Origin of the sequence: Enterococcus sp. DIV1206 (genome assembly GCF_051712485.1) — a bacterium.
Classification (GTDB): Bacteria; Bacillota; Bacilli; order Lactobacillales; family Enterococcaceae; genus Enterococcus; species Enterococcus faecalis.
Genome location: NZ_JBIOOZ010000001.1, coordinates 2648116 through 2674786 on the forward strand (window position 1 = coordinate 2648116; position 26671 = coordinate 2674786).

The 26671-nt window shown below is 37.5% G+C and carries 24 protein-coding genes; 2 read left to right on the plus strand and 22 right to left on the minus strand.

Annotated features, from left to right (window positions below; genetic code table 11):
• Window positions 1-104 precede the first annotated feature (104 nt).
• On the plus strand, window positions 105-605 hold the full coding sequence (locus IGK86_RS13120) for a cysteine hydrolase family protein (protein ID WP_016617385.1): 501 nt from the start codon (window positions 105-107) through the stop codon (window positions 603-605).
• Between the two features lie 345 nt (window positions 606-950).
• Complete coding sequence (locus tag IGK86_RS13125; protein WP_002354953.1) at window positions 951-1847, plus strand: YitT family protein; 897 nt, start codon at window positions 951-953, stop codon at window positions 1845-1847.
• Between the two features lie 50 nt (window positions 1848-1897).
• Here IGK86_RS13125 and IGK86_RS13130 read toward each other — a convergent pair whose 3' ends face one another.
• From IGK86_RS13130 to IGK86_RS13235, 22 genes are all read right to left on the minus strand, one after another.
• Window positions 1898-2296: a VOC family protein gene (locus IGK86_RS13130; protein WP_002354951.1), complete on the minus strand. Its 399-nt coding sequence runs from the start codon at window positions 2294-2296 to the stop codon at window positions 1898-1900.
• 119 nt (window positions 2297-2415) lie between these two features.
• Entirely contained in the window at window positions 2416-2901 is a 486-nt protein-coding gene (locus IGK86_RS13135) for a cupin domain-containing protein (RefSeq protein WP_016617386.1), read from the minus strand.
• Window positions 2902-3061: 160 nt separating this feature from the next.
• A complete protein-coding gene (ftsY, locus tag IGK86_RS13140; RefSeq protein ID WP_010707013.1) occupies window positions 3062-4390 on the minus strand; it encodes a signal recognition particle-docking protein FtsY in 1329 nt (442 codons plus the stop codon).
• 2 nt (window positions 4391-4392) lie between these two features.
• Window positions 4393-5220 carry a Cof-type HAD-IIB family hydrolase gene (locus IGK86_RS13145; protein ID WP_010821153.1) on the minus strand — a complete coding sequence of 276 codons (828 nt, stop codon included), beginning with the start codon at window positions 5218-5220 and terminating at the stop codon, window positions 4393-4395.
• Window positions 5221-5244: 24 nt separating this feature from the next.
• Entirely contained in the window at window positions 5245-8823 is a 3579-nt protein-coding gene (smc, locus tag IGK86_RS13150; protein ID WP_438742562.1) for a chromosome segregation protein SMC, read from the minus strand.
• 20 nt (window positions 8824-8843) lie between these two features.
• Complete coding sequence (gene rnc / locus IGK86_RS13155) at window positions 8844-9536, minus strand: ribonuclease III (protein ID WP_002354946.1); 693 nt, start codon at window positions 9534-9536, stop codon at window positions 8844-8846.
• Window positions 9537-9790: 254 nt separating this feature from the next.
• Window positions 9791-10309: a transporter accessory protein gene (locus IGK86_RS13160; protein WP_010776174.1), complete on the minus strand. Its 519-nt coding sequence runs from the start codon at window positions 10307-10309 to the stop codon at window positions 9791-9793.
• A gap of 352 nt (window positions 10310-10661) precedes the next feature.
• Window positions 10662-10928 (minus strand): hypothetical protein, encoded by a 267-nt coding sequence (locus IGK86_RS13165; RefSeq protein ID WP_002368441.1) that lies wholly within the window; start codon window positions 10926-10928, stop codon window positions 10662-10664.
• Window positions 10915-12273, minus strand: coding sequence for a hypothetical protein (locus IGK86_RS13170; RefSeq protein ID WP_002406483.1), 1359 nt, complete (start codon window positions 12271-12273; stop codon window positions 10915-10917). The genes IGK86_RS13165 and IGK86_RS13170 overlap by 14 nt, the downstream gene beginning before the upstream one ends.
• Window positions 12218-13000: an ATP-binding cassette domain-containing protein gene (locus IGK86_RS13175; protein WP_002378963.1), complete on the minus strand. Its 783-nt coding sequence runs from the start codon at window positions 12998-13000 to the stop codon at window positions 12218-12220. The genes IGK86_RS13170 and IGK86_RS13175 overlap by 56 nt, the downstream gene beginning before the upstream one ends.
• Window positions 12997-13218, minus strand: a complete 222-nt coding sequence (locus IGK86_RS13180) for a hypothetical protein (RefSeq protein ID WP_002368444.1) — start codon at window positions 13216-13218, stop codon at window positions 12997-12999. Before IGK86_RS13180 ends, IGK86_RS13175 begins: the two co-directional genes overlap by 4 nt.
• Window positions 13219-13594: 376 nt before the next feature.
• Window positions 13595-15376, minus strand: coding sequence for an oligopeptide ABC transporter substrate-binding protein Opp2A (opp2A, locus tag IGK86_RS13185; protein ID WP_010776175.1), 1782 nt, complete (start codon window positions 15374-15376; stop codon window positions 13595-13597).
• Window positions 15377-15404: 28 nt separating this feature from the next.
• Entirely contained in the window at window positions 15405-16328 is a 924-nt protein-coding gene (opp2C, locus tag IGK86_RS13190) for an oligopeptide ABC transporter permease Opp2C (protein ID WP_002365358.1), read from the minus strand.
• A 27-nt stretch (window positions 16329-16355) separates the two neighbouring features.
• A complete protein-coding gene (gene opp2B / locus IGK86_RS13195) occupies window positions 16356-17318 on the minus strand; it encodes an oligopeptide ABC transporter permease Opp2B (protein ID WP_002354943.1) in 963 nt (320 codons plus the stop codon).
• Complete coding sequence (gene opp2F, locus IGK86_RS13200; protein ID WP_002354942.1) at window positions 17318-18262, minus strand: oligopeptide ABC transporter ATP-binding protein Opp2F; 945 nt, start codon at window positions 18260-18262, stop codon at window positions 17318-17320. The genes opp2B and opp2F overlap by 1 nt, the downstream gene beginning before the upstream one ends.
• On the minus strand, window positions 18262-19302 hold the full coding sequence (opp2D, locus tag IGK86_RS13205) for an oligopeptide ABC transporter ATP-binding protein Opp2D (RefSeq protein WP_002367425.1): 1041 nt from the start codon (window positions 19300-19302) through the stop codon (window positions 18262-18264). Before opp2D ends, opp2F begins: the two co-directional genes overlap by 1 nt.
• Before the next feature lie 263 nt (window positions 19303-19565).
• Window positions 19566-19805, minus strand: a complete 240-nt coding sequence (gene acpP / locus IGK86_RS13210) for an acyl carrier protein (protein WP_002354939.1) — start codon at window positions 19803-19805, stop codon at window positions 19566-19568.
• Between the two features lie 136 nt (window positions 19806-19941).
• Window positions 19942-20943, minus strand: coding sequence for a phosphate acyltransferase PlsX (plsX, locus tag IGK86_RS13215; protein ID WP_002354938.1), 1002 nt, complete (start codon window positions 20941-20943; stop codon window positions 19942-19944).
• Window positions 20944-21045: 102 nt separating this feature from the next.
• Entirely contained in the window at window positions 21046-23082 is a 2037-nt protein-coding gene (gene recG, locus IGK86_RS13220) for an ATP-dependent DNA helicase RecG (protein WP_016627513.1), read from the minus strand.
• 115 nt (window positions 23083-23197) lie between these two features.
• On the minus strand, window positions 23198-24874 hold the full coding sequence (locus IGK86_RS13225) for a DAK2 domain-containing protein (RefSeq protein ID WP_002354936.1): 1677 nt from the start codon (window positions 24872-24874) through the stop codon (window positions 23198-23200).
• 82 nt (window positions 24875-24956) lie between these two features.
• Window positions 24957-25319 carry an Asp23/Gls24 family envelope stress response protein gene (locus IGK86_RS13230; protein WP_002354933.1) on the minus strand — a complete coding sequence of 121 codons (363 nt, stop codon included), beginning with the start codon at window positions 25317-25319 and terminating at the stop codon, window positions 24957-24959.
• A gap of 248 nt (window positions 25320-25567) precedes the next feature.
• Window positions 25568-26623, minus strand: coding sequence for an ABC transporter permease (locus tag IGK86_RS13235; RefSeq protein WP_025188422.1), 1056 nt, complete (start codon window positions 26621-26623; stop codon window positions 25568-25570).
• Window positions 26624-26671: the final 48 nt, after the last annotated feature.

A 26671-nucleotide genomic window follows, 5' to 3' on the forward strand; every position in this document is an offset into this window, starting at 1 on the left:
GCTGTTTTTTTGAACGTTCACTTGGGAATTTTCGAGACACTTTTAGAGAGCGCCTTTTTCCGTTATACTGAAAACAACTAGTTTATAGAAAGTGGGGATTGCTCATGAAAAATCGTGCATTACTTTTAATTGACTTTCAAAAAGGCATCGAAAGTCCGACGCAGCAATTGTACCGTCTGCCAGCAGTGTTGGAAAAGGTCAATCAGCGTATTGCTGTCTACCGCCAACACCATGCGCCCATTATTTTTGTTCAACATGAAGAAATCGAATTACCTTTTGGCTCAGACTCTTGGCAACTTTTTGAAAAGCTGGATGCACAGCCCACAGATTTTTTCATCCGCAAAACACATGCGAATGCCTTTTACCAAACAAATTTAAACGATTTATTGACGGAACAAGCCGTTCAAACGTTAGAAATTGCTGGTGTCCAAACCGAGTTTTGTGTGGACACTACAATTCGGATGGCTCATGGTTTAGGCTATACGTGTTTGATGACACCGAAAACCACTTCCACCTTGGATAATGGACATTTAACCGCGGCACAAATTATCCAACATCATGAAGCTATTTGGGCTGGCCGCTTTTTGACTTTTTTGAGCCTGTGACAAAAATCACTTTGGATTTTTGTTCCGGGCTCAAAATCTGATAAACGGCGGGAACAGAACCAACTCCTTCGGAAATAAGCCGAAATTCTCCAAAAATTAAAGAGCAATTTTCGGAAATTTCTTCTTATTTCTCGGAGCTAAACGGTTCTGTCCCGACCTCTTTTCCAAAAAATTGTTTGTTCACTATGTTTTCTTGTCGGATTTCATGTTAGTATAAGGAAAAAGTGTTCAGTTGATTAGTTGAAGATTTAGAGTGTGGGACATAAGTCGATTAGGCTTGTCTCTCATGTTCTGTCTTTTTTTATGTCATCATTCACTAAACTAATAAATAATTGGAGGTATTTTATGAACAAATTTTTTACAGCCCAACGTTTAAAAGACACCGCCTATGTAACAGTCGGTGCATTCATTTTGGCCATTTCAATCAATGCGGTCTTATTGCCAAATAAACTTGTCGCAGGCGGAGCCAATGGCATTAGTATTGTTATTAATTATGTTTTCGGGATTAGTCCCGCCATTGTTCTTTACGCCATCAATATTCCTCTTTTAGTGCTTTGTTTCTTACTTCTTGGGAAAGAGGTCGGTGTCAAAACCATTTATGGCAGTCTTATTTATCCATTTTTTGTAGGAATTACTTCAGGGATGCCTGTTTTAACACATAATATTTTTCTAGCAGCATTATTTGGCGGTATTATTACAGGTGCTGGCCTAGGCTTGGTTTTCCGTGGCAATGCCTCAACTGGTGGCACAGCAATCATTTCACAAATTGTCAATAAATACTTCAAAGTTTCCTTAGGTATTGCTATTTTATTCGTCGATGGTTTAGTCATTTTATCAGCAATGTACGCTTTTAATGCAGATATTGTGTTATTCTCTTTAATTTGTTTATTTACAATTGGTCGTGTCGTTGACATGATTCAAGTTGGCCTGGTTCGCTCGAAGAATGTGATGATTATTTCACCAAAATATGTCGCTATTCAAGAACGCTTATTACGTGAACTAGATAAAGGTGTGACCTTGGTGCCAATCGAAGGCGGTTATCGAAACGCGAAAGGCATGCTCTTAATGACCGTCATTCGTGAAAAAGATTTTCCCCGCTTAAAAGAAGCCATTCTTGAGATTGATGAAGAAGCCTTTTTGATTTCAATGAGTGCAAGTGAAGTCTACGGAAAAGGATTTAGCTTGAAAAAAGTAGCTGATTCTTATGGTGTTGAAGCTACTAATGCCAATAATTTACAATAGTTTTTTGTATGAAAAGAGCCGCAAAATCTGTAGAGATTTTGCGGCTCTTTTTACATCTTCATCCAGACAGGTTCTAAGCTATTGCCATCCAAATCTTGCACTTCTAAGCCATACATTTGCTCTTCTGGTATTCCCATATCAACTCGGTAGCAGTTGCCTCCGTTAGCTTTGGCGGTTTCACCAAACTGTTTTACGGCTTCGGCACTCTCTAAACTAAAGGAAATTAATGCTCCACTGGTTGTTTGCGCATCAATAATTTGCTTTTCTTGGATAAATTTTCCATAAAAGTCATGGTTCAACAACATAATCCAAAATTGATCATCCCACATCATCGAACTAGCTTCCTCTGTTGAAAATTCCTCGTTCTTTTTGAATCCAAGTTTTTCATAAAATGCTGTAGAACGTTGGACATCCGCTACTGGGAAGTTAACAAAAACCATTGTGCCCATGTGATTCATCCCTTTCTTTTAATCATCTACGACAGCTAAGTGTGCGTTGCGACAAAATCAACAAGCTTGTTTGATTTATACTAGCATATTCATAAAAGAAATGTTACTAAAACGTTTTCTTAAGGTAATTCTCGATAAGCCAAGTGCTGAATGATTTCACTATGTTGTGGATAATCGTTTAACAATTCCGCTTGAGTAAATAACTCGAAGTCTTCAAACTCAAAGCCTGGTGTAACCACACAACTGACTAACGCAAATCCTGTCGCTACTGTAGAGCCAAAGATTGTGCCGGCAGGAACTGAGAACGAAAGCTGTTGTCCTTGAACTAAGTCTTTCCCTAACTGAACAGCTTGATACGTTCCATCAGGAAAAATACAGTGAACGGTTAATGGCTGACCATCGTGAAAAAACCATAATTCATCCGCTTTTAAACGATGAAAATGTGATGGACTTTCTGTGTTTAATAGAAACAAAATCGCTGTATGCAATGCCCGTTCGCCTCGTTTGGTCGGAATCAATTGTTCACTTTTATTGGTTTGTTTAAAATAACCGCCCTCAGGATGCGCTTCTAATCCTAACTTCTCAATCCATATTTGTTCTGTCATCTTCTCCCTCACTCCTTCATTTTTTTCAGAAACGATTTAGGAAGAACTTAGAACATCCGTCTCAATCCTAAAATAAACGGCGGGACAGGAGTAGCTTCTTCATTCTTGAAGCTAAATACTCCTGTCCCACGTTCTTCCCAAACCTGTTTATTTTCTACAACTAAACATCTTTTAATAAGCCTTTAAATAAGCCCATTGCGAAATCGTTGGCATTGAATGGTTCTAAATCGTTAATGCCTTCACCTAGACCAACTAATTTCACTGGCAAGTGTAATTCATTCCGAATAGCAATGACAATACCACCTTTGGCTGTTCCGTCTAGTTTGGTTAAAACTAAGCCAGTGACATCGGTTGTTTCTTTGAACTGTTTGGCTTGCGTCATCGCGTTTTGGCCAGTAGTTGCGTCCACGACTAAGAGAACTTCGTGAGGCGCATCTGGAATTTCTCGTTGGATGACTCGTTTGATTTTTTCTAATTCCTTCATTAAGTTGACTTTATTTTGTAAACGACCTGCTGTATCCACTAGCAAAACATCGGCCTGTTCTGCTTTGGCACGTTCCACTGCATCGAAAACGACCGCTGCTGGATCGCCGCCAGCATTCCCACGTACAACTTCAACGCCAGCCCGTTCACCCCAAACAACTAATTGATCGATGGCGCCCGCTCGGAACGTATCGGCAGCGGCCATTAAAACTTTCTTTCCTTCCAACTTGTATTGATGGGCTAATTTACCAATGCTGGTTGTTTTACCAACTCCATTAACACCAACAAATAAAATCACGGTTAAGCCATTTGGCTGTAAGTTAATTGCATTATTTTCATTAATTCCTGCTTCTTCATACAAATCAACCATTTTTTCAATGATGGTATTTTGAACTTGAGCTGGTTTTTTCACATTTCGCAGTTTCACTTCTTGTCGCAAGGCTTCTGTAATTTTTAAGGATGTATCAAAGCCTACGTCTGCACCAATTAACGTTTCTTCTAATTCTTCAAAGAAATCTTCATCAACGCTTCGGAAATTAGCAAACAATTCGTTCAACCGTTGACCAAATGTTTTACGTGTTTTTTCCAAGCCTTTTTCATATTTTTCTTGGACCTGCTCTTCTTTCGACTCTTCAATTTCTTCTGAAACCTGCGTGTCTGTTGGTTCTGCCAAAGGGGTTACGACACTACTTTCTTCCTCAGGCACTTCCACAACAACTTCTTGTGTTTCCTCTGTCAAGATTTCTTCTGGCTCTTCTTCTAATGCTTCTTCTACGCCAGCTAATTTTTCCATTTCAGCGTTATCTGTTAAATCGGCTGTTTCTGCGACTTCTTCCGCTGCCGTTTCTGGTGTTGTTTGCGCCTCTTCTGCTGCGGTTTCTTTTGATTCAGCAGGCGCTGATTCATCACTTGGTGTTTCGTCTACTGTTTCTTCAACAATCTCTTGTTTTTCTTCTTCCTTTTTTTCAGCGGAAAAAGCTTTTTTAATTTTATCAAAAAATCCCATTCTTATTGGCCTCCTTCCAACGGCGTTAAAATATATTTTTCGACCGCTTTGGCAACGCCATCTTGGTCATTCGTGTCTGTAACGACATCTGCGGCTTCTTTAACTAATGGAATCGCATTTGCCATGGCGACACCTAAGCCAGCGTATTCAATCATCGGTAAATCATTTTCTTCGTCCCCTAGGGTCATGATTTCTTCCGCACGGATTCCTAAATCTTTGGCTAACAAGGAAATACCATAGGCTTTCGTAATCCCTTTTGGCATAAATTCTAATAAGTTATTTCGCGTTTTAATAATTTCAAAGCGCTCATAAAAGGAGGCCGGAATTTCCTTGATGCGTTCATTTAAATACGCTTCATCAATCGCAACAACAACTTTGTTATAAATTCGATTCGGGGTTAACTCTTCTAATTTGTAGGACTCAAAGGTTAATAATTTGTTTAGAGAACTATAAATTGAAGGATAATTAGGTGCAGAAGGCAATTGCATCACGACCTCATCGGATAAGACATCAAACGGCATGTTGAGTGTGGTTGCTAATTGGTACAGCTCATTAATCGCTTCCAAGGGCATCAATGTTTTCTCAATAATGGCCCCTGTATCATTTTTTTGAACCAATCCGCCGTTAAAAGTAATGCTATAATCGCCTTCCTCTTGTAAACCTAATTCTTCTAAGTAAGGACCAATAGCTGCCAAAGGTCGACCTGTGCAGATAACAACTTTCACGCCTGCTTGTTTCGCAGCCATCAGTGCTTGTTTATTCCGTAAAGAAATCTCTTTTTGGCTATTTAATAATGTTCCATCTAAATCAATAGCAACTAATTTTATCAAACGTTCGCTCCTCCTTGCTTCTGGCTAATTGCTTTTTTCAATTGCGCCACCTTCTTTGACCTCTTCCAAGCGAACTGAAACGATTTTTGAAACCCCAGATTCTTGCATAGTCACGCCATATAAAACATCTGCGGCTTCCATTGTCCCTTTACGATGTGTCACCACGATAAACTGTGTGCCATCTTCAAATTCGCTTAAATAATGGCCAAAACGAGCTACGTTGGCTTCATCTAAAGCTGCTTCTACTTCATCTAAAATACAGAACGGAACGGGTCGAACACGAATAATTGAAAAGAGTAATGCAATCGCCGTTAATGCCCGTTCGCCTCCAGACAACAAGCTTAAATGTTGTAATTTTTTCCCTGGTGGTTGCGCCTCAATCTCAATCCCTGTATTCAAGAGATCCTCTGGGTTAGTTAGCACCAGTTCTGCCCGTCCGCCACCAAACATATTAGGAAATACCACTTTAAACTGGCCACGAATTGCTTCAAAGACTTCTTTAAACCGTTCTTTCACTTCTTGGTCCATTTCATCCATAGTTTCAAATAATTGTTCTTTCGCATTTAATAAATCATCACGTTGACTGACTAAAAATTGATGGCGTTCATCGACTTGTTCAAATTGCTCGATGGCACTTAAGTTAACAGGTCCTAACCGCTCAATTTCTTGTTTTAGGCGTTTCACTGTTTGCTGCGCCTGCGCTAAATCATCGATTGGGAAATACGCTTCATAGGCAGCTTCAAAGGTTAAGCTGTATTCTTCCTGTAAGTAACTTAACGAGCTATCTAATTGCATTTCTGCACGATTTTTTAGGACTTCAATTTGTGTTTTATCTGCTAAATACTGTTGTTGGCGTTTGTTTTCTTCCGCTAATTTTGTATCTAACTCGTCTACTTCTTCTTGCAACGCTTGTCGTTGACTACGTGCCGTTTGTAAAGACGTTTGCAATGCTGTTTGTTTCTCCGCTAATTGCGCGACTTGTGCCGCTAAGCCTTCTTCGGTTAACTGGTGATCGCTAGAATGGCTACTTAGTTGTTGTAGCTGTTGACGGATGGCCGTTTCTCGAATCAACAATTCGTCCAATTGTTCTTGTTTGTCTTGCTTTTGACGAGCAAAATGGGCACATTGTTCCGCCGCTACTGCTTGTTCTGCTTGAACTGTCGTCAAGCGTTCTTGCGCTTGGGCTTTAAAGGTTTCCATTTGGCTAGCTTCTTGTTCCACTTGTTTCATTTCAGCATCTAAACGTTCTTTCGTTGCCATTAAGTTTGCTTGTTGCTCTGTCAATGTGGCTTTTTTCGTTTGATATTCGGTTAAGAATTGATGTAATTCTCGTGATTCATATTCAAACAGACGTTTTTCTTTTGTTAAACGAGTAATCGTTTCTGTTTGATTGGCTAATTTATTGTCAATTTCTTGTTGTTTTAAGCGATTTTGTTCACCAGCAGAGCGCAACATTTCTGCACGTTCCGTGGCTGTTTTCACTTCTTGCGAGAGCGCTTGGACTTCTTGTTCTACACTTCTCAGTTGTGTTTCTAATTGAGTCATTTGTTCAGTAATTGTTTGAAGTTCTTGCGCTTGTGAAAATAGGCTTCCTTGGTTGCCACGTTTATTGGCTCCCCCAGTCATCGAACCGCCAGGATTCATCACATCGCCTTCCAATGAGACAACGCGATATTGGTAATTGACTAATTTTGCTAACTGGTTGGCACTCGTTAAATCTGCCGCTAAAATCGTGACGCCTAAGAGATTTTGAATAACGGTTTGTACTTGTTCTGGATAACGAACTAATTCACTGGCAATCCCCACGAAGCCCGGTGCACCAGCCAAACGATTCTGAACCATCGCCGATACAGAGCGTGGCTTAATGGTAGTCAATGGTAAAAAGGTTGCTCGGCCACTGTGTTGTTGTTTTAAGAAGGTGATGCCTGCACGACCATCTTTCTCATTTTCCACAACAATATGTTGCGCCGCACCACCTAAGGCCGTTTCAATCGCCAACGTATATTCTTTAGGCACTTCAATTAACTCAGCCACTGCGCCAACAATCCCAGTTAATTGGTTTTTGTGACGCAATACAGCTTTCACGCCTTGATAGAAGCCAGCGTAATTTTCTTGAATTTCTTGCAAACTTTTTTGGCGTGCCTTCGCTTGTTGCACTTGATTCATCGCTTGGTACATATCGTTTTGACGCTGTGCTAATCGTTCACGCTTGGCTTCAAGCATTGCTTTCAACGCAGTGTATTCTTCCAGCTGTTCTTGTAAGCCTTGTTTTGCAACTTTTTGCTCTTTTTCTAGCGTCTCTTTCATTGCGAGAGCTTCAACCATCTGTTCTTCTAGCGCTTCGTGTTTTGCTAGCGATTGTTGATTTTTAGCTGTTTCTTGTTGATATTGTCGTTCTAAATATTTTAAGTCATTGGCTGTATTGGCTTGTTCTTGCATGACTTCCACATACTGACTGCGCAATTCTTCCATCAATTCTTTAGAAGACTTACTATATTTTTCCACATCTTTCGTTGCCAAAGCCAATGCTTCTTTTAACGTCTGACGTTGTGCCGTTTTTTCTGCGATTGCTGTTTCCAGCGTCTGCAATTCTTCTCGATAACGAACAATTTTTTCGGCCGTTTCTGCCAATGTCTCTTCGTATTCGCTGGCCGTTTGGGAGGTGTGTTTGGAACGTTCAATTAAAACATTTTTTTGTCCTTCTGCTTGTTTCAACGCTTCTGTCACTTGTAATAATTGTTGTTGTTCCGTTTCAATTTGTTCATCTAAACGATTGCGCTTGCTGCGTAAACGTACCAATTTGCCTTCTAAGTCATGGACTTGCTTACTTGCGTCAGCTAACTTTTCTTCAATGGCTGTTAATTCTTTCGTTTTCGTTCCCCAAATAGCTTTTGCTTCTTGAATTTCGGTCACAGTTAAATTGACATCAATTTCGGTAAGTTCTTCTTTCAAAGCTAAATACTTTTTAGCCGCATCTGCTTGGGCGGCTAGAGGAACTAATTGGTCTTCCAACTCGTAAATGATATCTTGGACACGACTTAAGTTGTCCTCGGTTTCAAAAAGCTTTTGTTCAGCCTTTTTCTTCCGTTGTTTGTATTTTAAAACGCCCGCTGCTTCTTCAAAGATCCCACGACGGTCTTCAGGTTTACTATTAAAAATCGCTTCAACTTTCCCTTGTGAAATAATTGAAAAAGATTCTTTGCCTAACCCTGAATCCATAAATAAATCTTGAATATCTTTTAAACGGCACGCTTGTTTATTAATAAAAAAGTCACTTTCGCCCGTTCGTTTTAAACGACGGGTGACACTAATCTCACTATAATCCAATGCTAAATAATGGTCGCTGTTGTCTAACGTCACGGTAACTTCCGCAATATTTAGCGGCTTACGACCTTCCGAACCGGCAAAGATAATGTCGTTCATTTTGCCCCCGCGAAGGTTTTTCGCAGATTGTTCACCTAATACCCAGCGAACGGCTTCCGTGATATTACTTTTCCCACTTCCATTCGGACCAACCACTGCTGTCACATCATCTTCAAATTCAATAATGGTTTTATCTGCAAATGATTTAAATCCTGTAATTTCAATTCGTTTTAAATACACGAATATTGCTCCTTCCAGCCTTACTGAGGAATACTTTTCAGTGCCCGCTCAGCGGCATCCTGTTCAGCTAACTTCTTCGATTTTCCTTGGCCTAACCCAATGAGTTCACCATTCATGTAAACTTCAGTGAAAAAGGTGCGGTCATGAGCAGGGCCTTCTTCTTTAATTAAACGATATTCAATTGAAACATCGCCTTTGCGTTGTAAAACTTCTTGTAATTGTGTTTTGTGATCCATCTCATGTGAAAAAGCACCGGCATCAATTTTCGGAAAAATAACGTCTTCAATAAATTTCTTGGCTGCGCCAACTTTTTGGTCTAAGTAGAGGGCACCTAAAAAGGCTTCAAATAAGTCACATAATAATGATGCACGTGTTCGTCCGCCCGATGCTTCTTCTCCTTTACCTAATAAAATGTAGTTGTCGAAGTGACATTCTTTCGCAAATTTGGCTAAACTATCTTCCCGAACGATGGCTGCGCGCATCTTCGTTAATTTTCCTTCTGGAAGTTCTGGGAATTTTAAATACAAATATTGTGAAACAATTAATTCTAAAACTGCATCTCCTAAAAATTCAAGACGTTCATTATCGGATAATTTTAAATAGCGATGCTCATTCACATAGGATGAATGAGTAAAAGCTTGCTCTAATAGATTGACATCATGGAAAACAATGCCGTAACGTTCTTTTAACTCTGTTGTTAACTGATTGTCCATTCTCCACATTCCTTTACATTTATTTACACCTTGTTTCATTATACTTTTTTTTTCACTTTTTTTAAATGGTTCTATTCAGAAAAAGCCTGTTATTCACTGTGTTCTCATTATTTTTTAGAAAAAAAAAAATAAATCACCTCTCCAGCTATCAAATCAGCCACTGCTACCCCATAAAAAAAGAGAAAACGTAGCAACGTTTTCTCGGAATTTTTTGAATAAACGTACCAGCAAGAGACAATAAAAAAAGGATTCAGTTATTCACTTTCACTAAATATTAACATCTCATTTAAAGATTGGGATAATTCTTCTTTTTGTCGTCTTTTTAATTTTGTTTTAGTCGCATCATGATTCTTTACTGTGCCTATATGAACCTGCACCTCTTTCTTATTATTTATAGCAACAATAAAAGGTACAGAAAGCGACTCATCCCCAGTATATTTTTGATAAAATTTTTGTAATAATTCATCATCATTTTCTGTATAGTCATCATCACGAGTATTTACAGCATAAGCATTCATACTTTCCTTCTCTAATTCTTTATCTAGTATTGGTAATAATTCTAGACACCAAGGACAAGTCGGAAAGCCAAAATAATAAATTCCTTGTTGTCTGTTCACCAGATTTTCCATTATTTTTGAAGTATCAGTATGTACAAACTGTTTTGTCTCGTCATTATATGATACATACTTATTTTGATTAAACGCTAAGTAATAACCAAAAACAAATATAATCAAACTAACAAGAAAAATAATGAACACTTTTCTTTTTTTCATTTATTTCTCCTCCTAAAAATTTGAAAAATTGAAAGCAAAATTATTTCTCCATCTGCAGTAAACGGTAAGAGATTAAAAATATTACTAATACAAGATACTTTTAAAATCACAGTATAATAATTTAATGGCAAAATTATTCCTACTATAACCAAGAAAAGCGGAGATATCGCTGAAATCAATAAATTATCTAGAGGATTATTTCTGTTCGTATACACCACTTTAAATGGGTATAGACCAACTCTCTTTATATAAGCATTGTATTTGAAGAATTTGGCTAAAATAAAATGTAACCACTCATGTACAAGTAACACGACATATATTGACAACACATACAATATTGATAACTTAATAATCATATTTTCTTTTTTCCAAATAACCCAGTCAAAATATAGACAACTAACAATAACAACAAATAGAGTACTAATACCTTAATTGTCAAACCAAAAGTAGTTGAAATTTCATGTTTACTTATACGATTATCAATCGTAATTCCTAATAAGGTAGTGACTTTCGTTGATTCTGTGCGACTGGTATGGAATAGCTCCCATAATGTTTCGATCACAAGAACTAACAAATAGATAACTGTTATACTTCCTAAATATTTACTATTCTTTTTCATTTCTCACCTTCTTAATTACTAACAAATGCAAGAGTACTAAAACAATTAGAATCAACCAACCAAAAGAGCGATTTGTCAATAAACTAACTAGAACAAATACAATAAATAATAACAATAATGAAGTCGTTTCATTTAAACTTCCTTGTGATTTTGGAAATACATATCCCAAAATTATAGCTACTAATGATAACGACAACGCTGTAATTAGTTGAGCTAACTCCCCAAATCCCCAAAAACAAAGCAGTAACAATGGCATTGCCAACATTATCACTAGCAATAGTTGACTCAACCATTCATTTCTAATTTTTATTCTCAATAAATCGTATTGTTTTCTGAAATCAGCAGTAATATCTCCATAGCTTAATAATAAAACGCCTGAAAAGGCCATAACAGTTGTCAAAATGAATAACATTGTTCTTAAACCACTTTGGAAAAAAATAACCAACATAACAACTGTAGTAAAACTAATAAAATACCAATTCGCTTTATAACGAAATATAACTTTATTTAAGAATGGAATGTATATATATTTTGAATGTTGAGACATTTGATTTTCAAGAATACTAATTAGTCTTAATAGACCTATACTAATAAGCATTAAACATACCACTATTAGAAAAAAAGTGATAGGAATCATATAGGAGATACTCCACAATTGGTTTGCTAGAAATAATTCTAAACCATAACGAAAATCAAAAAAATAAAAAGTAGCAAAAATCATTAATAAACTATCACCTATCACTTTGAGACTATTGATTTGTTTCACTCTTCGTTTCAAAAAGAATGTAAACAAACAATGTATAAACTCAATCACCCCAATTACCACTAGGTAAAAAAGATGCTGAACAATAAAAAAAATGACATATTCAATAGGAACAGTCGTCACAAGTTTAATAGCTGGCGTAGAAATGATCATAACTAATTCATAAAGCAATATCATAATTACAAATTTGAATAGCATAAAAGATAAGCTGATGTCTTTCTTTCTAAAAGGCAATGTTTTCACAAAAAATAAGGAGTTTTTATCTAATGCAACAGTATTATCAACTAAAATATATGCTATTATACCTAAAACAAATGTATTACTAAAATAACTATAAAAAGTTATTTTTCGACCTTGTTCTATCAAAATATGACTAATTTTTTCTGAATCTGGTACAATTCTAGCTAATTCACTCATATTATAAAAAAAGTATGCAAAATAGATAAAAAATACACACACACCTATTACGATGCGAGTACTCTTTTTTGACAAAATAGAGTGCTTGAGCAAACCTCGTAAAGCATTATCAATAAATAACTCGATTAATAGGATGATATCCTTTGATGTATTTAATTTTTTCATGAATTTTCTCCGTACTTATCACTTCTTTTTCTAAATTCTCTGACGCCCCTAAAAATGGAGTTAAATTGCCATTGGACATCAATAAAATATTCTCTGAAAACCTTTCAATAATTAATTTATTATGAGAAATAATCACTATCCCTACTTCTCTAGATAAATTTTCAAACAGCTCTAACGTAAGCAATGTTGTCTCAAAGTCAAGTCCATTAAATATTTCATCACCTAATATATAATCAGTGTTAGCTAGTGCTGCTGCAACTATTTGTATTTTTTTCTTCATACCAAATGAGTACGATTCTATTAAATTAGTTCCAGCAAATTTTAAATCAAATAGTTCTAAAAAATCATCTATCCGTTCTATATCACTACAGCGATATCTTGATAAAACAAAGTTTAAGTACTCTTTACCCGTCATATAATTAGGTAGATAAAATTCCGATGGTATATAGAATATACATTCTTTAAACTTTTCAGAATCATTAGAATAGCTCTCAATAAATACCTTTCCAGACGTTGCATCTTTCAATCCTACAATACAATCTAATAAAGTAGTTTTCCCACTTCCATTTATACCTACAATCACACTAACTCGGTTTTTAGGCAATGAGATAGTTATATTATCTAAAACTTTCCTATCAAATTTTTTTGTTAAATTTTCAATTCTTATCATAAGTTTCTTAACAAGAAGCCTCCATAAAATAGAGGCTCCTTCCTCCTTAAATATCAACGTTTACAATTGAAGGTAACGTGTACCAAGTCGGGAACACCAATTTTAATACTCCCAGCAAATGTTCCACCTACCCAACTACAGTAAACTGCATAACCAATACAGCCAATCACTGAAAGTAATATTACAACTGCCCAAACCCATTTTACAGTTATTTCTTGTGAATATTTTGATTGCAACGCAAGCAAATAATTCTCCATATAAAGTGGCATATCCATTCACTCCTTTCTTTAAATATAAGTTTTAGTTATAAACAATACCAAACACACCTTCAAAAACTAACTAAAACTTAATCTAATTGTAACTTATCGTTCTTTATACGTAAAGGTAGTATTATATATATAATAAAAAAAATAACATTTCATAACAAATATGTAGATATACACACTAAATAAAATAAAAAAACAGAACCTCCCATCAAAAACCATACTGCATAAAAAACAATTCATCTATAACAAAAAAATAACGCATACATATAAATTGTAATTGCTTAAAGTAACAAAAATTTTCACATAAAATAAGATGGCCTAAGAAACTATCCTATCCAAAAAAACAGATTCTAGAAGAGCTTTATGTCTTCTAGAATCTGTTTTTTTATTTCCGTGAGTCTGCAGTGACACCCACCGTTGCCCATGGATTATCTTTCGTATCAACTGCCCAAGTAAAGTCAACTACACGGTCGTTGACAGGCAAGACTTCATTTCTGTAAAGCGTTGGGATTACAAACGCTTCATCAATGGCATACTCTTGCCAATCGTAGAAGGCTTTTTTACGTTTTTCTTCATCAAATGATGCTTTTGAATCAATCGCATCAAGTAATTTAGTATTTTCTTCTGACTCAAAACGTGTATAGTTAAAGGCTGAGTTTGGACCATATAAGCCGGTTGGTGAAGGATCTGAACCTGTGCCCCACGCGCCTTGATAGATATCTACTTCTGGGTCATCATTTTTCAATTTATCATAGAAGGCTTGGAAATCAATTAAGCGTCCTGTTGTATACGTTACGTTTAAGCCAATTTCTTTCCATTGTTGGACATAGTAATCAGCAAGTGGTTGTGCAGTTTCGCCGCCTGACATTGAAGCAAACTTGATTTCTAGTGGTTTGCCTTCTTTGTCTTCGCGAATGCCATCGCCGTCTACGTCTTTATAGCCAGCATCATCTAATAATTTTTTCGCTTTGTCTAAATCAAGCGTATAGCCTTTCGCTTCGCTATCATGCAAGCTCTTGAAGACTGGTGGAATTAACGTTGTTGCCCCTGTTCGTAAGCCGTTGTAGAATTTTTGGCCGACTGCATCATTGTCAATTGCATAGCCCATGGCTTGACGTAAGCTTTTATCTGCCATTTTAGCTTTTGGATTGTATTTCACTGTATTGGTTTCTTTGTCAAACGTACCCATTTTAAAGCCAATATACGTGTAGGCTTGTTCGGGACGTCCTAAGATTTGATACCCTTCAGTATCTTTGTATGTTGGATACGTATCTGTTGGCATTGATAATGCAATATCGTATTGTTTCGCTTTCATCGCTTCTACAATGCTCGCAGAAGGAACAGATTTGAACACTAATTTATCTAATTTAGGTTTGCCACCGTAGTAATACTCATTTGGTAGGTATTCAACAGATTCACCTGTCACAATATTACTCATGTAGTATGGTCCAATAGTCACAGGGTTTTTACGAACTGCATCGCTTGATTCCATGTCTTTAACAGCAATTCCTTCAAAGGCATGTTTTGGTAAAACTGAACCCCAAACACCGCCACCTAATTGTTGCATTCCTGGGTGAACTTCTTTGTAAGTGATTTTAACTTCTTTATCATTGACTTTTTCTATGCCAGAAATGGTTGGCGATTTACCATCATGGTAGTCTTCCATACCAACAATATTCGTAAAGTTATCATCATAACGAATCCCTGTATAGTCTTTATGACCAATGACTTCATAAGAGAAAATCACGTCATCTGCCGTCACATCTTTACCGTCAGACCATTTTAAATTGTCACGTAATTTAATGGTTGCTGTATTGGCATCTTCATCTAATTTCAGATCCGCAGGACCCCCATCGACAATCTTAAAGTCTGCATCATTGTTAAATAATGGCTGTACCGTTGGAAGCATGTATTGTGCATCATAGTTGTCTTGATAAAATTCTTGCTGGAAAAGTCCTTGGAATTGTGTATCCATAACTACAGCGACATCTAATGTCCCGCCATCAATTACTTTTTTATCATTTTTAACAGCGATTGGCATTTTTGAAATGTCTTCTGTTTCCGTTGCTTTATTGCCCCCGCCTTTATTGCCGCCACCACATGCAGCTAACCCGAATACTAACACAGAAGCTAACGTGATTGCACCTAAAATCCGTTTCTTGCTCATCTCTTTTCCTCCCTCATTTTTTGGCTAATTAGCCTAATCGTTGTCGTGCATCTGCTGAGCGCTTAAATGCTTGTCCAACATAGTTTATACTTAACATCAAGACTAAAATTAGAATTGATGCAGGTAACCAAACCCATTGTTTATTGACTAATACATCCCCACTGCTGGCGTAGCCAATTAAGGTTCCTAAACTTGGGACACTTTGTGGTAACCCGAAGCCTAAGAAAGTTAACGTTGTTTCGATCCCGATATTGGCCGCGAAATTAATCGTTAAGTTCGTAATAATTAATGAACTTAAATTCGGCATAATTTCTCGAAACATAATTTTAAAATCGCTTGTTCCCATTGTCTTAGAGGCACTAACGTAATCTCGGCGCCCTTCAGATAACGTTTTACTGCGGAACAACCGCGCTTTTCCAACCCAATAAAACGCACACATAATCCAAATAAAGGACCAGATACTATATTTAGGAATCACGGAAACGAACACAATAATAATTAACATAATTGGCAAAATCATAATAAAATCCACGATACGCATCAAAATATTATCAATCATGCCTCCATAATAACCGGAAATAATCCCTAAACCGACCCCGATAATAGACGTAATAATCGTAATGGCAAAACCGATTAAAATCGAGTTTCTAGCCCCGATAATCAATTGTCCTAAAACATCACGACCCCCTTCATCGGCACCTAAAATGAACTTGGTGCCATTCATTGTAACGGTACCTGGTTCCGCATATTTATCTAAAATACTTACATGCATAACGGCACTTTGGTCTAACACTAACGAACCGATAAAAACGGCTAATAAGATAATGACCAAAAGGATTAAAGAAAACATCGCCATTTTTTCTTTGACGAATTCTCGCGCAATCATCCGAAAGCCCATTGGTGGAATACTTTCTTGTAAGACTTCTTCTCTTTTTTCTTCTGTCAATTCCATTTTTATCACCCTTTCTTCGTGTTTTTTCTACTGAATTCGAATTCTTGGATCAACAATACTCATTACAATATCAGAAATTAAGGTTCCGATAAGGGTTGCCAATCCCAAAATCAACACGAGAGCGGTAATAACGGAATAGTCACGTTGAATGATACTATCAATAAATAATTTTCCAATTCCTGGGAAAGCAAAAATCTTTTCAATAACGACTGATCCGGCAATCAAAGCAGTAATTTCATAACCTAATTGAGAGGCAATTGGTAATGCTGCATTTCTAAAAATGTGTCGATTAAAAATTTTATTCGTTGGCACTCCTTTTGAACGAGCAGTACGAACAAAGTCCATGTTTTTAACATCAATCACTTCACTGCGCAAATATTGAATAGTGACCGCTGTCCCTAGCAACGCTTGAGTGACCCCTGGTAAAATTAAATGCTTCAGTTTATCTAAATAATACGGCCACGTTCCCTCAGCCAAACCAACAGTCACGGTTCCACTCGTTGGGAACCAGTCTAAGCGATACCCAAAAATAAAGAGCATAATCAAGGCAAAGATGAATAATGGTACGGCAAAACTGAAGAAGTTGTAGATAACCACCATTTTGTCAAACCATGAATTTTGGTAACGGCCAGCAATTAAACCGAAAGGAATGGCGATTAAATACGTGATTATAACTGACACAGCGGCCAATGCAATCGTATTCCCCACCCGACCAGCAATGAGCGTGGACACAGGTAATTTAAAGATAAAACTATGACCAAAATCTCCATGTAAGGCATTGCCAATCCAACGGAAATATTGTTCGTACCAAGGATCATTTAACCCGGCAGCTTCGCGCATGGCTTCAATCACTTTCGGGTCTTGGTTCGGATTAATCAATCCTGTAAACGGATCACCTGGCATCATTTTAGCCAACAGGAAAATCAAGACACTTAAAATAATCACTTGCGGAATCATCAATAACAAACGGCGTAAAATTGTTTTCCACATTATTCAGCACCTCCATTTTTTAACGCTACTTGGTGGGTTGGACTAATCGCATGTAAGTTATAAACCCGCCCATTTTCATCATAATAGTCTTTATGATTTTCCCGATACTCTTGCTCAACTCTTCTTCGTTCTTCTTTGTGAGCTTCTCGGTTCGCTACGTCAATTTTAGGAATTGCTGAAAGTAAGCGTTTGGTATAAATGTGTTGTGGATTAGTGTAAATATCTTGGCGTGTACCGATTTCTACAAAACGGCCTTTGTACATAATGGCAATGTTGTCACACATATGTTTAACTACGCCCAAATCATGGGAAATAAATAAGTAACTTAACCCATATTCCTGTTGAATGTTCTTCATAAAATTCAATACCTGTGCTTGCACAGATAAGTCCAGTGCTGAAACAGGTTCATCTGCAATAATTAATTTGGGGCTGGTAGCCACCGCTCGGGCGACGCCTAAACGTTGGCGTTGTCCACCAGAAAATTCATGAGGATATTTGTACAACGCATCTTCTGGCATCCCCACAATGTCCAACAAACTTTTGACTTTTTTCTTTTCTTCTTGGTCACTTAACCGTTCAAAATTTCGAATTGGTTCGGCGATAATATCTAGTACTCGTTTTTTAGGGTTTAAACTTGACATCGAATCTTGGAAAATCATTTGGACATCTTTGTTGTATCCAATCGCTTTTCGACTTCGCGGCTTGGTTACATCTTGTCCTTGATAAATAATTTCACCATTTGTAATTTTTTCTAAACCAATAATTGCTTTTCCTGTCGTTGATTTTCCAGAACCCGATTCACCAACTAACCCATACGTTTTACCTTGTTCAATCATGAAATCCACACCATCAACCGCCAAAACATGATCAGTGATTCGATTGAAGAAGCCGCTGCGAATTGGATAATGAACTTTTAAATCTTTAATTTGAATAATTTCTGTCATTACGCTTCCCCTTCCCCGTCTCTAAAATGAAAATGTTTATAACATGTACAACGAACATAATGATTCGGTGCAACTTCATGTAATGTTGGATTTTCTTCATGTTCCGATGCATCAATCCAAGGAATTCGTGGGGCAAACCGACAACCTTTTCTAGGTAATTTGGTTAACGAAGGAACAATCCCTTCAATCACATGAAGTTCTTCTTCATCGGAATTCTCTTGGGGAATGGACTGAAGTAAGGAACGTGTATATGGATGTTTCGGATGACTAAACAATTCTTCAGCAGTGGCTACTTCTACAAACTGACCCGCATACATAACCGCTACACGATCAGCCATTTCCGCAACTACACCTAAGTCATGGGTAATTAAAATAATGCCGCTTCCCGTTTCTTCTTGTAAATCTTTTAACAAATCGAGAATTTGTGCCTGAATGGTAACGTCTAAGGCCGTTGTTGGTTCATCTGCAATTAAAATCGGTGGTTTACACGCGATTGCAATGGCAATAATCACCCGTTGGCGCATGCCGCCAGACAATTCATGAGGATACTGTTTCCCGACACGCTCTGGGTTGGGAATCCCCACTTGATCTAACAGTTCAATGGCCCGTGCTTGTTTTTGTTGTGCAGTCATTTTGGTATGATACGTGAGACTTTCTTTAATTTGGTCTTCAATTCGCATGAGCGGATTCAGTGCAGACAACGGATCTTGGAAAATCATCCCAATATCGTTTCCTCTGACTTTGTTGTACAATGTTTCATTAAACGTAGTTAAGTTTAAATTGTTGTATAAAATTTCCCCAGTAATTTTGGTATGATTGGGATCATGTAAGCCCATAATCGTTGTTGCTAAGGTACTTTTTCCACAACCAGATTCTCCGACGATTGCCAGAATCTCATTTTTCTTCAATTCAAATGAAACATCATCGACGGCATTATAATAATCATCTTTGATTCTAAATGCTGTTTCTAATCCTGAAACCTCTAGTAATTGTTCATTTCCTTGCATCCATACGCACCCCTTACGTCCTTTCAAAAACATTATATAAATTAACTAATATTTAATGATAGCACTTTCTAATTTTTATCAATGTTAATTTACAGCTCATTGTTTTTTCATAATTTTATAGAATTATTCCATAAAAAGCAAGATAAAATAACTTTTTTCGCAGTTATTTTTTTACATGTATGATTTTTTTTACAAAAATATGTGTAAAAATAGCCTTATTGCTTAATAAAATAACCATTATGTACGCAAAAAAAGTCGATTAACAGGAATGTTAATCGACTTTGTCTTATTATTTTTTATGAATTACTCACAATATAATCTACAGCGGCACCAACTGTTTCAATTTTTTCTGCATCTTCATCTGAAATCTCTGTTCCAAATTCATCTTCAAGTTCTAAAACAAACTCCATTACGCTAATTGAGTCAGCGTTCAAATCATCTTTAATGTTTAATTGATCTGTTACTTGATCCGCTTCAATATCAAAGTGGTTTGAGATAATCTTCGCTACTTTTTGAAGTACTTCTTCACGAGTCAACTGTATTCACCTCCACTGCTTTTGAAAAAAGGTTCTTTCTTTTACTAAAACGCTAAGATACATTGTACTCACAATTTGGCTATTTGTCCATCTTTTTTTCATTTGAGTAACAAACTGATGTCAAGACAATTGCAAATTACTCTGCTTTGCCTTCATAATATTCCACTAATTGTGGGACAACTTGGGTTTCTAACATTGTATGAATTTGACGAATGGTGTAGCGGACGGCATCAGGACCCGTGGCCCCATGCGTTTTAATGACTGGCGCTTTTAAGCCAAATAAAACCGCTCCCCCATGTTTTGAGTAGTCCATTTCGTCTTTCATGCCACGCAACGCATTCTTTAATAATAAGGCGCCCATTTTTCCTTTGACACCTTCAGAAAGAATCGCTGTTTTCAGCAAGCTCATCATGTTCATAGCTGTGCCTTCGATGGATTTTAAAACGGCGTTTCCTGTGAAGCCATCTGTCACCACCACGTCAGCTACGCCATTTAATAATTCTCGTGCTTCAACGTTTCCGACAAAATTAATCGTTTCATCTGCTGCTAACAATTCGAAGGCTTTTTTCGTTAATTCACTGCCCTTTGTTTCCTCAGTTCCGTTATTTAATAGACCGACACGAGGATTCTGAACGTTCCGAACTTTTTCAGCATAGAATGAACCTAAAACGGCATACTGAACCAAATGTTCTGGTTTATTGTCTGCATTGGCTCCTAAATCTAACATGTCAAACCCTTTATCTGGTTCTCCCATGACAGGTAAAGTTGACATCAAACCGGGACGTTCCACATTTTTGATGCGGCCGACAATGAACAGACCCGCTGCTAACAGCGCTCCGGTGTTGCCTGCAGAAAAAATCGCATCGGCTTCCCCATTTTTAACTGCTTGCGCTGCTAAAACCATGGAAGCAGTTTTCTTACGACGGATTGCTTTAACTGGCTCATCATCACTAGCAATTTTTTCATCGGTATGAATAATCGTAATGTTTTTTTCATCGGTGATGTATTTTTTTATTTCGGCTTCTTTTCCATATAATTGAAATTCAATGTCTGGGAAGTCTTGTTTGGCTAGCATAACCCCTTCAACAATTGCTTGTGGGGCGTTATCTCCACCCATTGCATCTACAGCAATTTTCATGAGTGATTCCCTCCTACTTTTTTGTTTCCTAACAAGTATAACATATTTTTTTCAAAGAAATACGCATTGGCTTTTACTTTCTGGCTTCAAAAATTACCTCTTCTAATCGAAAAATTGGGCCGCCTCATCTTGGGGTTTCACTCGATTGGCTAAGCCTTGATAAGCAGGATATTGCCACCACTCTTTCACTTTCCATAGGGCACTTGCTTCTTGGCGCGCAACTTCTAAAATGTTAAAGTCCGTCACGATATCTCCTACCGCAAATTGAGGCACCCCTGATTGCCGTGCACCGAACACTTCCCCAGGTCCGCGAAGTTCCAAATCACGCTCACTCAAGACAAAACCATTGGTGGTTTCTGTCATGATTTTCATACGCTCAACGCCCATTTCATTTTTCGGATTGGCCACTAAAATACAATAAGATGCACTGGAGCCACGCCCCACACGTCCCCGTAACTGATGTAATTGTGCTAACCCAAACCGGTCCGCATCCATAATTAACATCACTGTGGCATTTGGTACATTCACGCCAACTTCAATAACGGTGGTAGAAACCAATAATTGCAGCTGATTGTCTTTGAACTCCTGCATAATGTCATCTTTTTCTTGGTTTTTCATTTTACCATGTAGTAATCCCACTTGATATCTTGGGGAATAAAAGCTTTGCATATGTTCAAAAATTTCTGTTGCGTTTTTCACATCTAAGGCTTCTGATTCTTCAATCAATGGACAAATAATATAGGCCTGATGTCCTCGAGCCAGCTCTTTTTCCATCCATTCTAAAACAGTATCTAACTGCGGCGGCCGAATCCAACGTGTTTCGATTGGAATCCGTCCAGCTGGCATTTCATCGATGATTGATACATCCATTTCGCCATAGGCTGTAATGGCCAGCGTTCGAGGAATCGGCGTGGCCGTCATGAATAAAACATCTGGTTTTAAGCCTTTTTCTCTTAATATTTTTCTCTGGTTCACACCAAAACGATGTTGCTCATCGGTGATTACCAAACCTAATTGATGGAAACTGACATCTTGTTGTATCAAAGCATGGGTCCCTACCACAATGTCAATCTCGCCATTGGCCAGTTCTTCGAGGATTAGACGACGTTCTTTCGTTTTGGTGGAACCTGTTAATAAGGCCGTTCGCACTTCTAATGGATCAAACAACTGCTGTAAGCTTTCCATGTGTTGCTGCGCTAAAATTTCAGTCGGAACCATCAACGCTCCTTGAAAGCCAGCGGTCATGGTGGCGTATAGCGCAATCGCAGCCACTACCGTTTTCCCACTCCCCACGTCACCTTGAAGCAATCGTTGCATATGCTTCGGACTTCGCAAGTCTCGACAAATTTCATTGGTCACTTTTTTTTGGGCGCCTGTCAATTCAAACGGCAGTCCTTGGGTGAACGTTTTTAAGCGATCCACGTCATATTGAATAGCTAAACCATTTTTTTCCGCTTTTTCTTGTTTCTTCAATCCTTGCATTTTAAGTTGGAAAAGGAAAAACTCTTCAAAGACTACTCGCCGTTTGGCTTGATGGCTTTCCTCTGGATTACTGGGAAAATGCATCGCCCACATTGCTTCTTTTCTAGACATCAAGCGGTACTTTTCTAATAAATCATTCGGTAAAATCTCTTCAATCAGCGAACCATACTCTTCAAAAGCAGTGCGGATTAACTGAACCAACGTGCTTTGGCGGACTTTTTTATTCACATGATAAATGGGGGCGAAATCTTCATTGTCTCCTTTAGAAGCTAAGATTTTCATGCCATTTAATGATTTTCTCTTGGCATCCCATTTGCCATAAACAGCAATTTCTTCGGAAAGAACTACTTTGTCTTTTAAAAAAGGTTGATTGAAGAAGGAAACATTAATGACCGCATGTTCTTGCATCATTCGAAACGTTAACCGGCTCTTCTTATAACCGTACCGACTAACGACTGCTTCCGAAACCACTAGCCCTTTTAGCGTAACTTTTTCCTGATCCTGAATCTCGCTTAAATCCTTTTCTTGGATATCATCGTAGCGGAAGGGATAATACGTCAATAAGTCTTCAATTGTAGCAATCCCCAGTTCTTGTAAATTTTCAGCACGTTTTGGGCCAACACCGGGCAATACGCTGACTAAATCTGTGATGTCCATAAAATCCCCTCCTCATTAATATACGCAAAAAAATGGATCATTCATTAAATAGGCTGGTTCATTAGCCCTAACTAATGAACCAGCCTATTCGTTTTTATTTTTTCATCACGAAAACCTATTCTGCTGAGAATAAGTATGGATACACAGGTTGTCCACCTTCATGAAGTTCTGTTTCTAGTTCATCGTTTTCAGAAACTAAAATAGCGATTAGCTTTTCAGCTTCTTCAACCGAACCATCTTCGCCGACAATAATTGTCACGATTTCAGTGTCTTCATCGATCATGCGGTTCAACGTGTCTAATGATGCATTAAAACGATCTGCTTCAGAAACGACGATTTTACCATCAATCATTCCTAAGAAGTCATCTTTTTTAATTTCAACGTCATCAATGGTTGTGTCACGAACAGCTGTGGTTACTTGACCACTCACAACGCTGTCTAACATTTCCGTCATACTTGCTTTATTTTCTTCTAATGATTGTTGATCATTGAAAGCTAACATTGCTGTCATTCCTTGAGAAATGGTTTTAGATGGAACAACCGCTACTGGTACATCGGCAACTTCTGCTGCTTGATCAGCCGCCATAAAGATGTTTTTGTTGTTTGGTAAAATAATGACTTGCTCTGCATTCACTTCTTTGACTGCTTTTAAAATATCTTCCGTACTTGGGTTCATTGTTTGGCCACCACTAATAATGTAGCTTGCACCTAAACTTCGGAATAATTCTTGAACGCCTTCACCGGCTGCAATAGCAATCACAGCAAACGGTACGCGAACTTTTTCAGTCAACGCTTCTTGCTGAGCATCGCGTTCAACTAACGTTTCATGTTGTAAACGCATATTGTCTACTTTTATTTTTACTAACGAACCAAATTTTTGGCCGTAGTTCATCACTTCACCTGGATGCTCGGTGTGTACGTGAACTTTGATAATTTCGTCATCGTTAACGACTAATAGAGAATCGCCTAGTTCATTTAAGTAGTTTCTGAATGTTTCATAATCAAAAGCGCTGTCCACGGTTGGGCCTTCGCCGATACGAACCATAATTTCTGTACAATAGCCAAATTTAATGTCTTCTGTCGCAACGTGGCCACTAACACCACGGTGATGTTCAGCATTAACCATTTCGTCCATTTCGGCAGGACTTGGTTCATACGTTTCAGTTGGTAAAAATTCACCACTAAGCGCTTCTAAAAATCCTTCATAGATAAATAGTAGTCCTTGACCCCCACTATCTACAACGCCGACTTCTTTTAGGACAGGTAATAAATCAGGTGTTTTCGCTAAGGCACGTTTAGCACCTGCTACAACAGCTGTCATAACTTCGATACAGTCATCTGTTTCTTTCGCTTTACGTTCACCAGAACGCGCCGCTTCACGAGAAACAGTTAAGATTGTTCCTTCAACAGGTTTCATCACTGCTTTATACGCTGTTTCTACACCATGTGTAAATGCAGCGGCCAAGTCTTTGGCATTTAATGTTGTAACCTCAGGAATTTGTTTTGAGAAGCCGCGGAATAATTGAGATAAAATAACCCCAGAATTTCCACGAGCACCCATTAATAACCCTTTGGATAACGCGCCTGCTAATTCTCCTACTTTTTCAGAGCGAGAATCGGCCACAGCCTTTGCACCACTGGTCATTGATAAGTTCATATTTGTTCCTGTATCACCATCGGGTACAGGGAAAACGTTTAATGAGTTGACATATTCTGCATTTGTGTGCAGACGAGTCGCACCTGCCTGGACCATTTCCTGGAACTGACCTGCGCTGATTTCTGTTACATTCACCTAAAAAATCCTCCTTCAGATTTACCGCTAACGGCAACACACGACTTCCTTGTGCAATTGCATCGTTGACAGTACACTACCTCTAATCCGGTAATACACGAACTCCTTGAACAAAAACGTTAACTGAATTCGCAGTGACACCTAATAATGTTTCAAGATTATATTTTACTTTTTCTTGGACGTTACGAGAAACTTCAGAAATTTTTGTACCATAACTAACAATCGTGTAGACATCCACTGCGATTCCGTTGTCTTCTTGACGAACAACGACACCACGTGAGTAATTCTCACGACGTAAAATATCGTTTAAGTTATCTTTAATTTGATTTTTGCTTGCCATTCCGACAATTCCGTAAATATCTGTCGCAGCTCCGCCAACTACTGTAGCGATCACATCATTGGTAATCTCAATGGTACCTGCGGGTGTTTGAATTTTTACAGCCATTGATGAAAGCCTCCTTATAAGAGCACATTCGCCCTATTTTCTTCCATAACATTTTATCATATCCAGCCTTTAATTAAAAGGAAGTTCGTCAGATATTATAGACCCTTCCTCATAATTACCAACATTTGTACAATTTACAACGTTTGTCGTGCATTGTCAATGCAGAAAAAGACAAGATTCGACTTGGTTCATTGAATCTTGTCTGGTGATTTTGTTTCAACTGTAAATTAAGTAAGCCTAGGAATTTATTACATCGTTTCAAAAATCTTTACGTTATTTAAAAAAACAGCTGTCAAATAATTAAATGCCATCGCACAGGCGCCTAATATAATAAAACCAACTAAATAGACGTTCTGTGGCATCTGTAATTCTTGTAATGTAACAACTTTAAATATATCGATATAGCTGTAAGGAATAAATTTTTTCACATTAGTAAGTAGTTCGCTTTGTGCCACTAATGTATAACCAAAATAGGAAATAATTACAATTCCTATTGATGCTAGCGATTTTTTGACGAGAGCACTAATCATTGTTAGGAAAGAACTCAGAAAAAAAATAACCACTAAATAGTAAGGAATAAAGCGAAATATTAATTCCCAGACAGTTATCGTAGAATAGCCTAATTGTTCATTACCGATAATCAGTGGATAATCCCCTGTATTGAAACCGTTGAGAATTCCAGCAACTAGAAAAACAAGTCCTGCACTCCCCAGTAAAAGAGCAAAACTTAGGAACGTATTACTGAGATTCTTTTTTAAAATCAGTTGTTTAAAACCTTGCAACACGGGAGCATAGAGATAAAAACTTTTATTTTCAAAATCTCGTGAAAGGCTGTCACCCATTAAAACGATAAATAAAATAATAACTAAGACCGATGAGAGAAACTGACATAACCCGATTAAAAAAGGAAAAGCTCTAATCGGCAATCCAAGGTCCGTTTCAAAGTCCAGTTTTCTTTTATTTAATTCTGTAATTAAAAGCTGATCATTTTCCAAACGAATTCTTTCTTGTAAAGAATCTTGCCCTTGCACAGATTGTGAATTTAAAAGGATATCCTTCTTCTTACTTTCCAAATTCCAATATGTTTTGTAATTTTTTGTTGCCAAACTATCTAACTGTTTTTCTAAAAGATTTAGCATTTTTTCTGTCGATGCAATATATTCTTGAATAAATTGTTTTGTCTTATGATCAATCGAAGCTTGTTGCTCATCATTTTTAGCAGTTTTTATCTCTTCTGATAGAATAGTAATATTTTCTTTTATGCTATTTTCACTATTTATTGCAAATGTTCCCACCATTCTCATTGCCGAAAATAATTGCAAGGTACATAATAAGAAAAAAACAATTGCAAG

What these genes read in the sequence shown, in the direction of transcription:
- IGK86_RS13120 (WP_016617385.1), top strand. Translation starts at nt 105, where the DNA reads ATGAAAAATCGTGCATTACTTTTAATTGACTTTCAAAAAGGCATCGAA.
- IGK86_RS13125 (WP_002354953.1), top strand. Translation starts at nt 951, where the DNA reads ATGAACAAATTTTTTACAGCCCAACGTTTAAAAGACACCGCCTATGTA.
- IGK86_RS13130 (WP_002354951.1), bottom strand. Translation starts at nt 2,296, where the DNA reads ATGGGCACAATGGTTTTTGTTAACTTCCCAGTAGCGGATGTCCAACGT.
- IGK86_RS13135 (WP_016617386.1), bottom strand. Translation starts at nt 2,901, where the DNA reads ATGACAGAACAAATATGGATTGAGAAGTTAGGATTAGAAGCGCATCCT.
- ftsY (WP_010707013.1), bottom strand. Translation starts at nt 4,390, where the DNA reads ATGGGATTTTTTGATAAAATTAAAAAAGCTTTTTCCGCTGAAAAAAAG.
- rnc (WP_002354946.1), bottom strand. Translation starts at nt 9,536, where the DNA reads ATGGACAATCAGTTAACAACAGAGTTAAAAGAACGTTACGGCATTGTT.
- IGK86_RS13160 (WP_010776174.1), bottom strand. Translation starts at nt 10,309, where the DNA reads ATGAAAAAAAGAAAAGTGTTCATTATTTTTCTTGTTAGTTTGATTATA.
- IGK86_RS13165 (WP_002368441.1), bottom strand. Translation starts at nt 10,928, where the DNA reads ATGAAAAAGAATAGTAAATATTTAGGAAGTATAACAGTTATCTATTTG.
- IGK86_RS13170 (WP_002406483.1), bottom strand. Translation starts at nt 12,273, where the DNA reads ATGAAAAAATTAAATACATCAAAGGATATCATCCTATTAATCGAGTTA.
- IGK86_RS13180 (WP_002368444.1), bottom strand. Translation starts at nt 13,218, where the DNA reads ATGGATATGCCACTTTATATGGAGAATTATTTGCTTGCGTTGCAATCA.
- opp2A (WP_010776175.1), bottom strand. Translation starts at nt 15,376, where the DNA reads ATGAGCAAGAAACGGATTTTAGGTGCAATCACGTTAGCTTCTGTGTTA.
- opp2C (WP_002365358.1), bottom strand. Translation starts at nt 16,328, where the DNA reads ATGGAATTGACAGAAGAAAAAAGAGAAGAAGTCTTACAAGAAAGTATT.
- opp2B (WP_002354943.1), bottom strand. Translation starts at nt 17,318, where the DNA reads ATGTGGAAAACAATTTTACGCCGTTTGTTATTGATGATTCCGCAAGTG.
- opp2F (WP_002354942.1), bottom strand. Translation starts at nt 18,262, where the DNA reads ATGACAGAAATTATTCAAATTAAAGATTTAAAAGTTCATTATCCAATT.
- opp2D (WP_002367425.1), bottom strand. Translation starts at nt 19,302, where the DNA reads ATGTTTTTGAAAGGACGTAAGGGGTGCGTATGGATGCAAGGAAATGAA.
- plsX (WP_002354938.1), bottom strand. Translation starts at nt 20,943, where the DNA reads ATGAAAATTGCTGTAGATGCAATGGGTGGAGATAACGCCCCACAAGCA.
- recG (WP_016627513.1), bottom strand. Translation starts at nt 23,082, where the DNA reads ATGGACATCACAGATTTAGTCAGCGTATTGCCCGGTGTTGGCCCAAAA.
- IGK86_RS13230 (WP_002354933.1), bottom strand. Translation starts at nt 25,319, where the DNA reads ATGGCTGTAAAAATTCAAACACCCGCAGGTACCATTGAGATTACCAAT.
- IGK86_RS13235 (WP_025188422.1), bottom strand. Translation starts at nt 26,623, where the DNA reads ATGAGAATGGTGGGAACATTTGCAATAAATAGTGAAAATAGCATAAAA.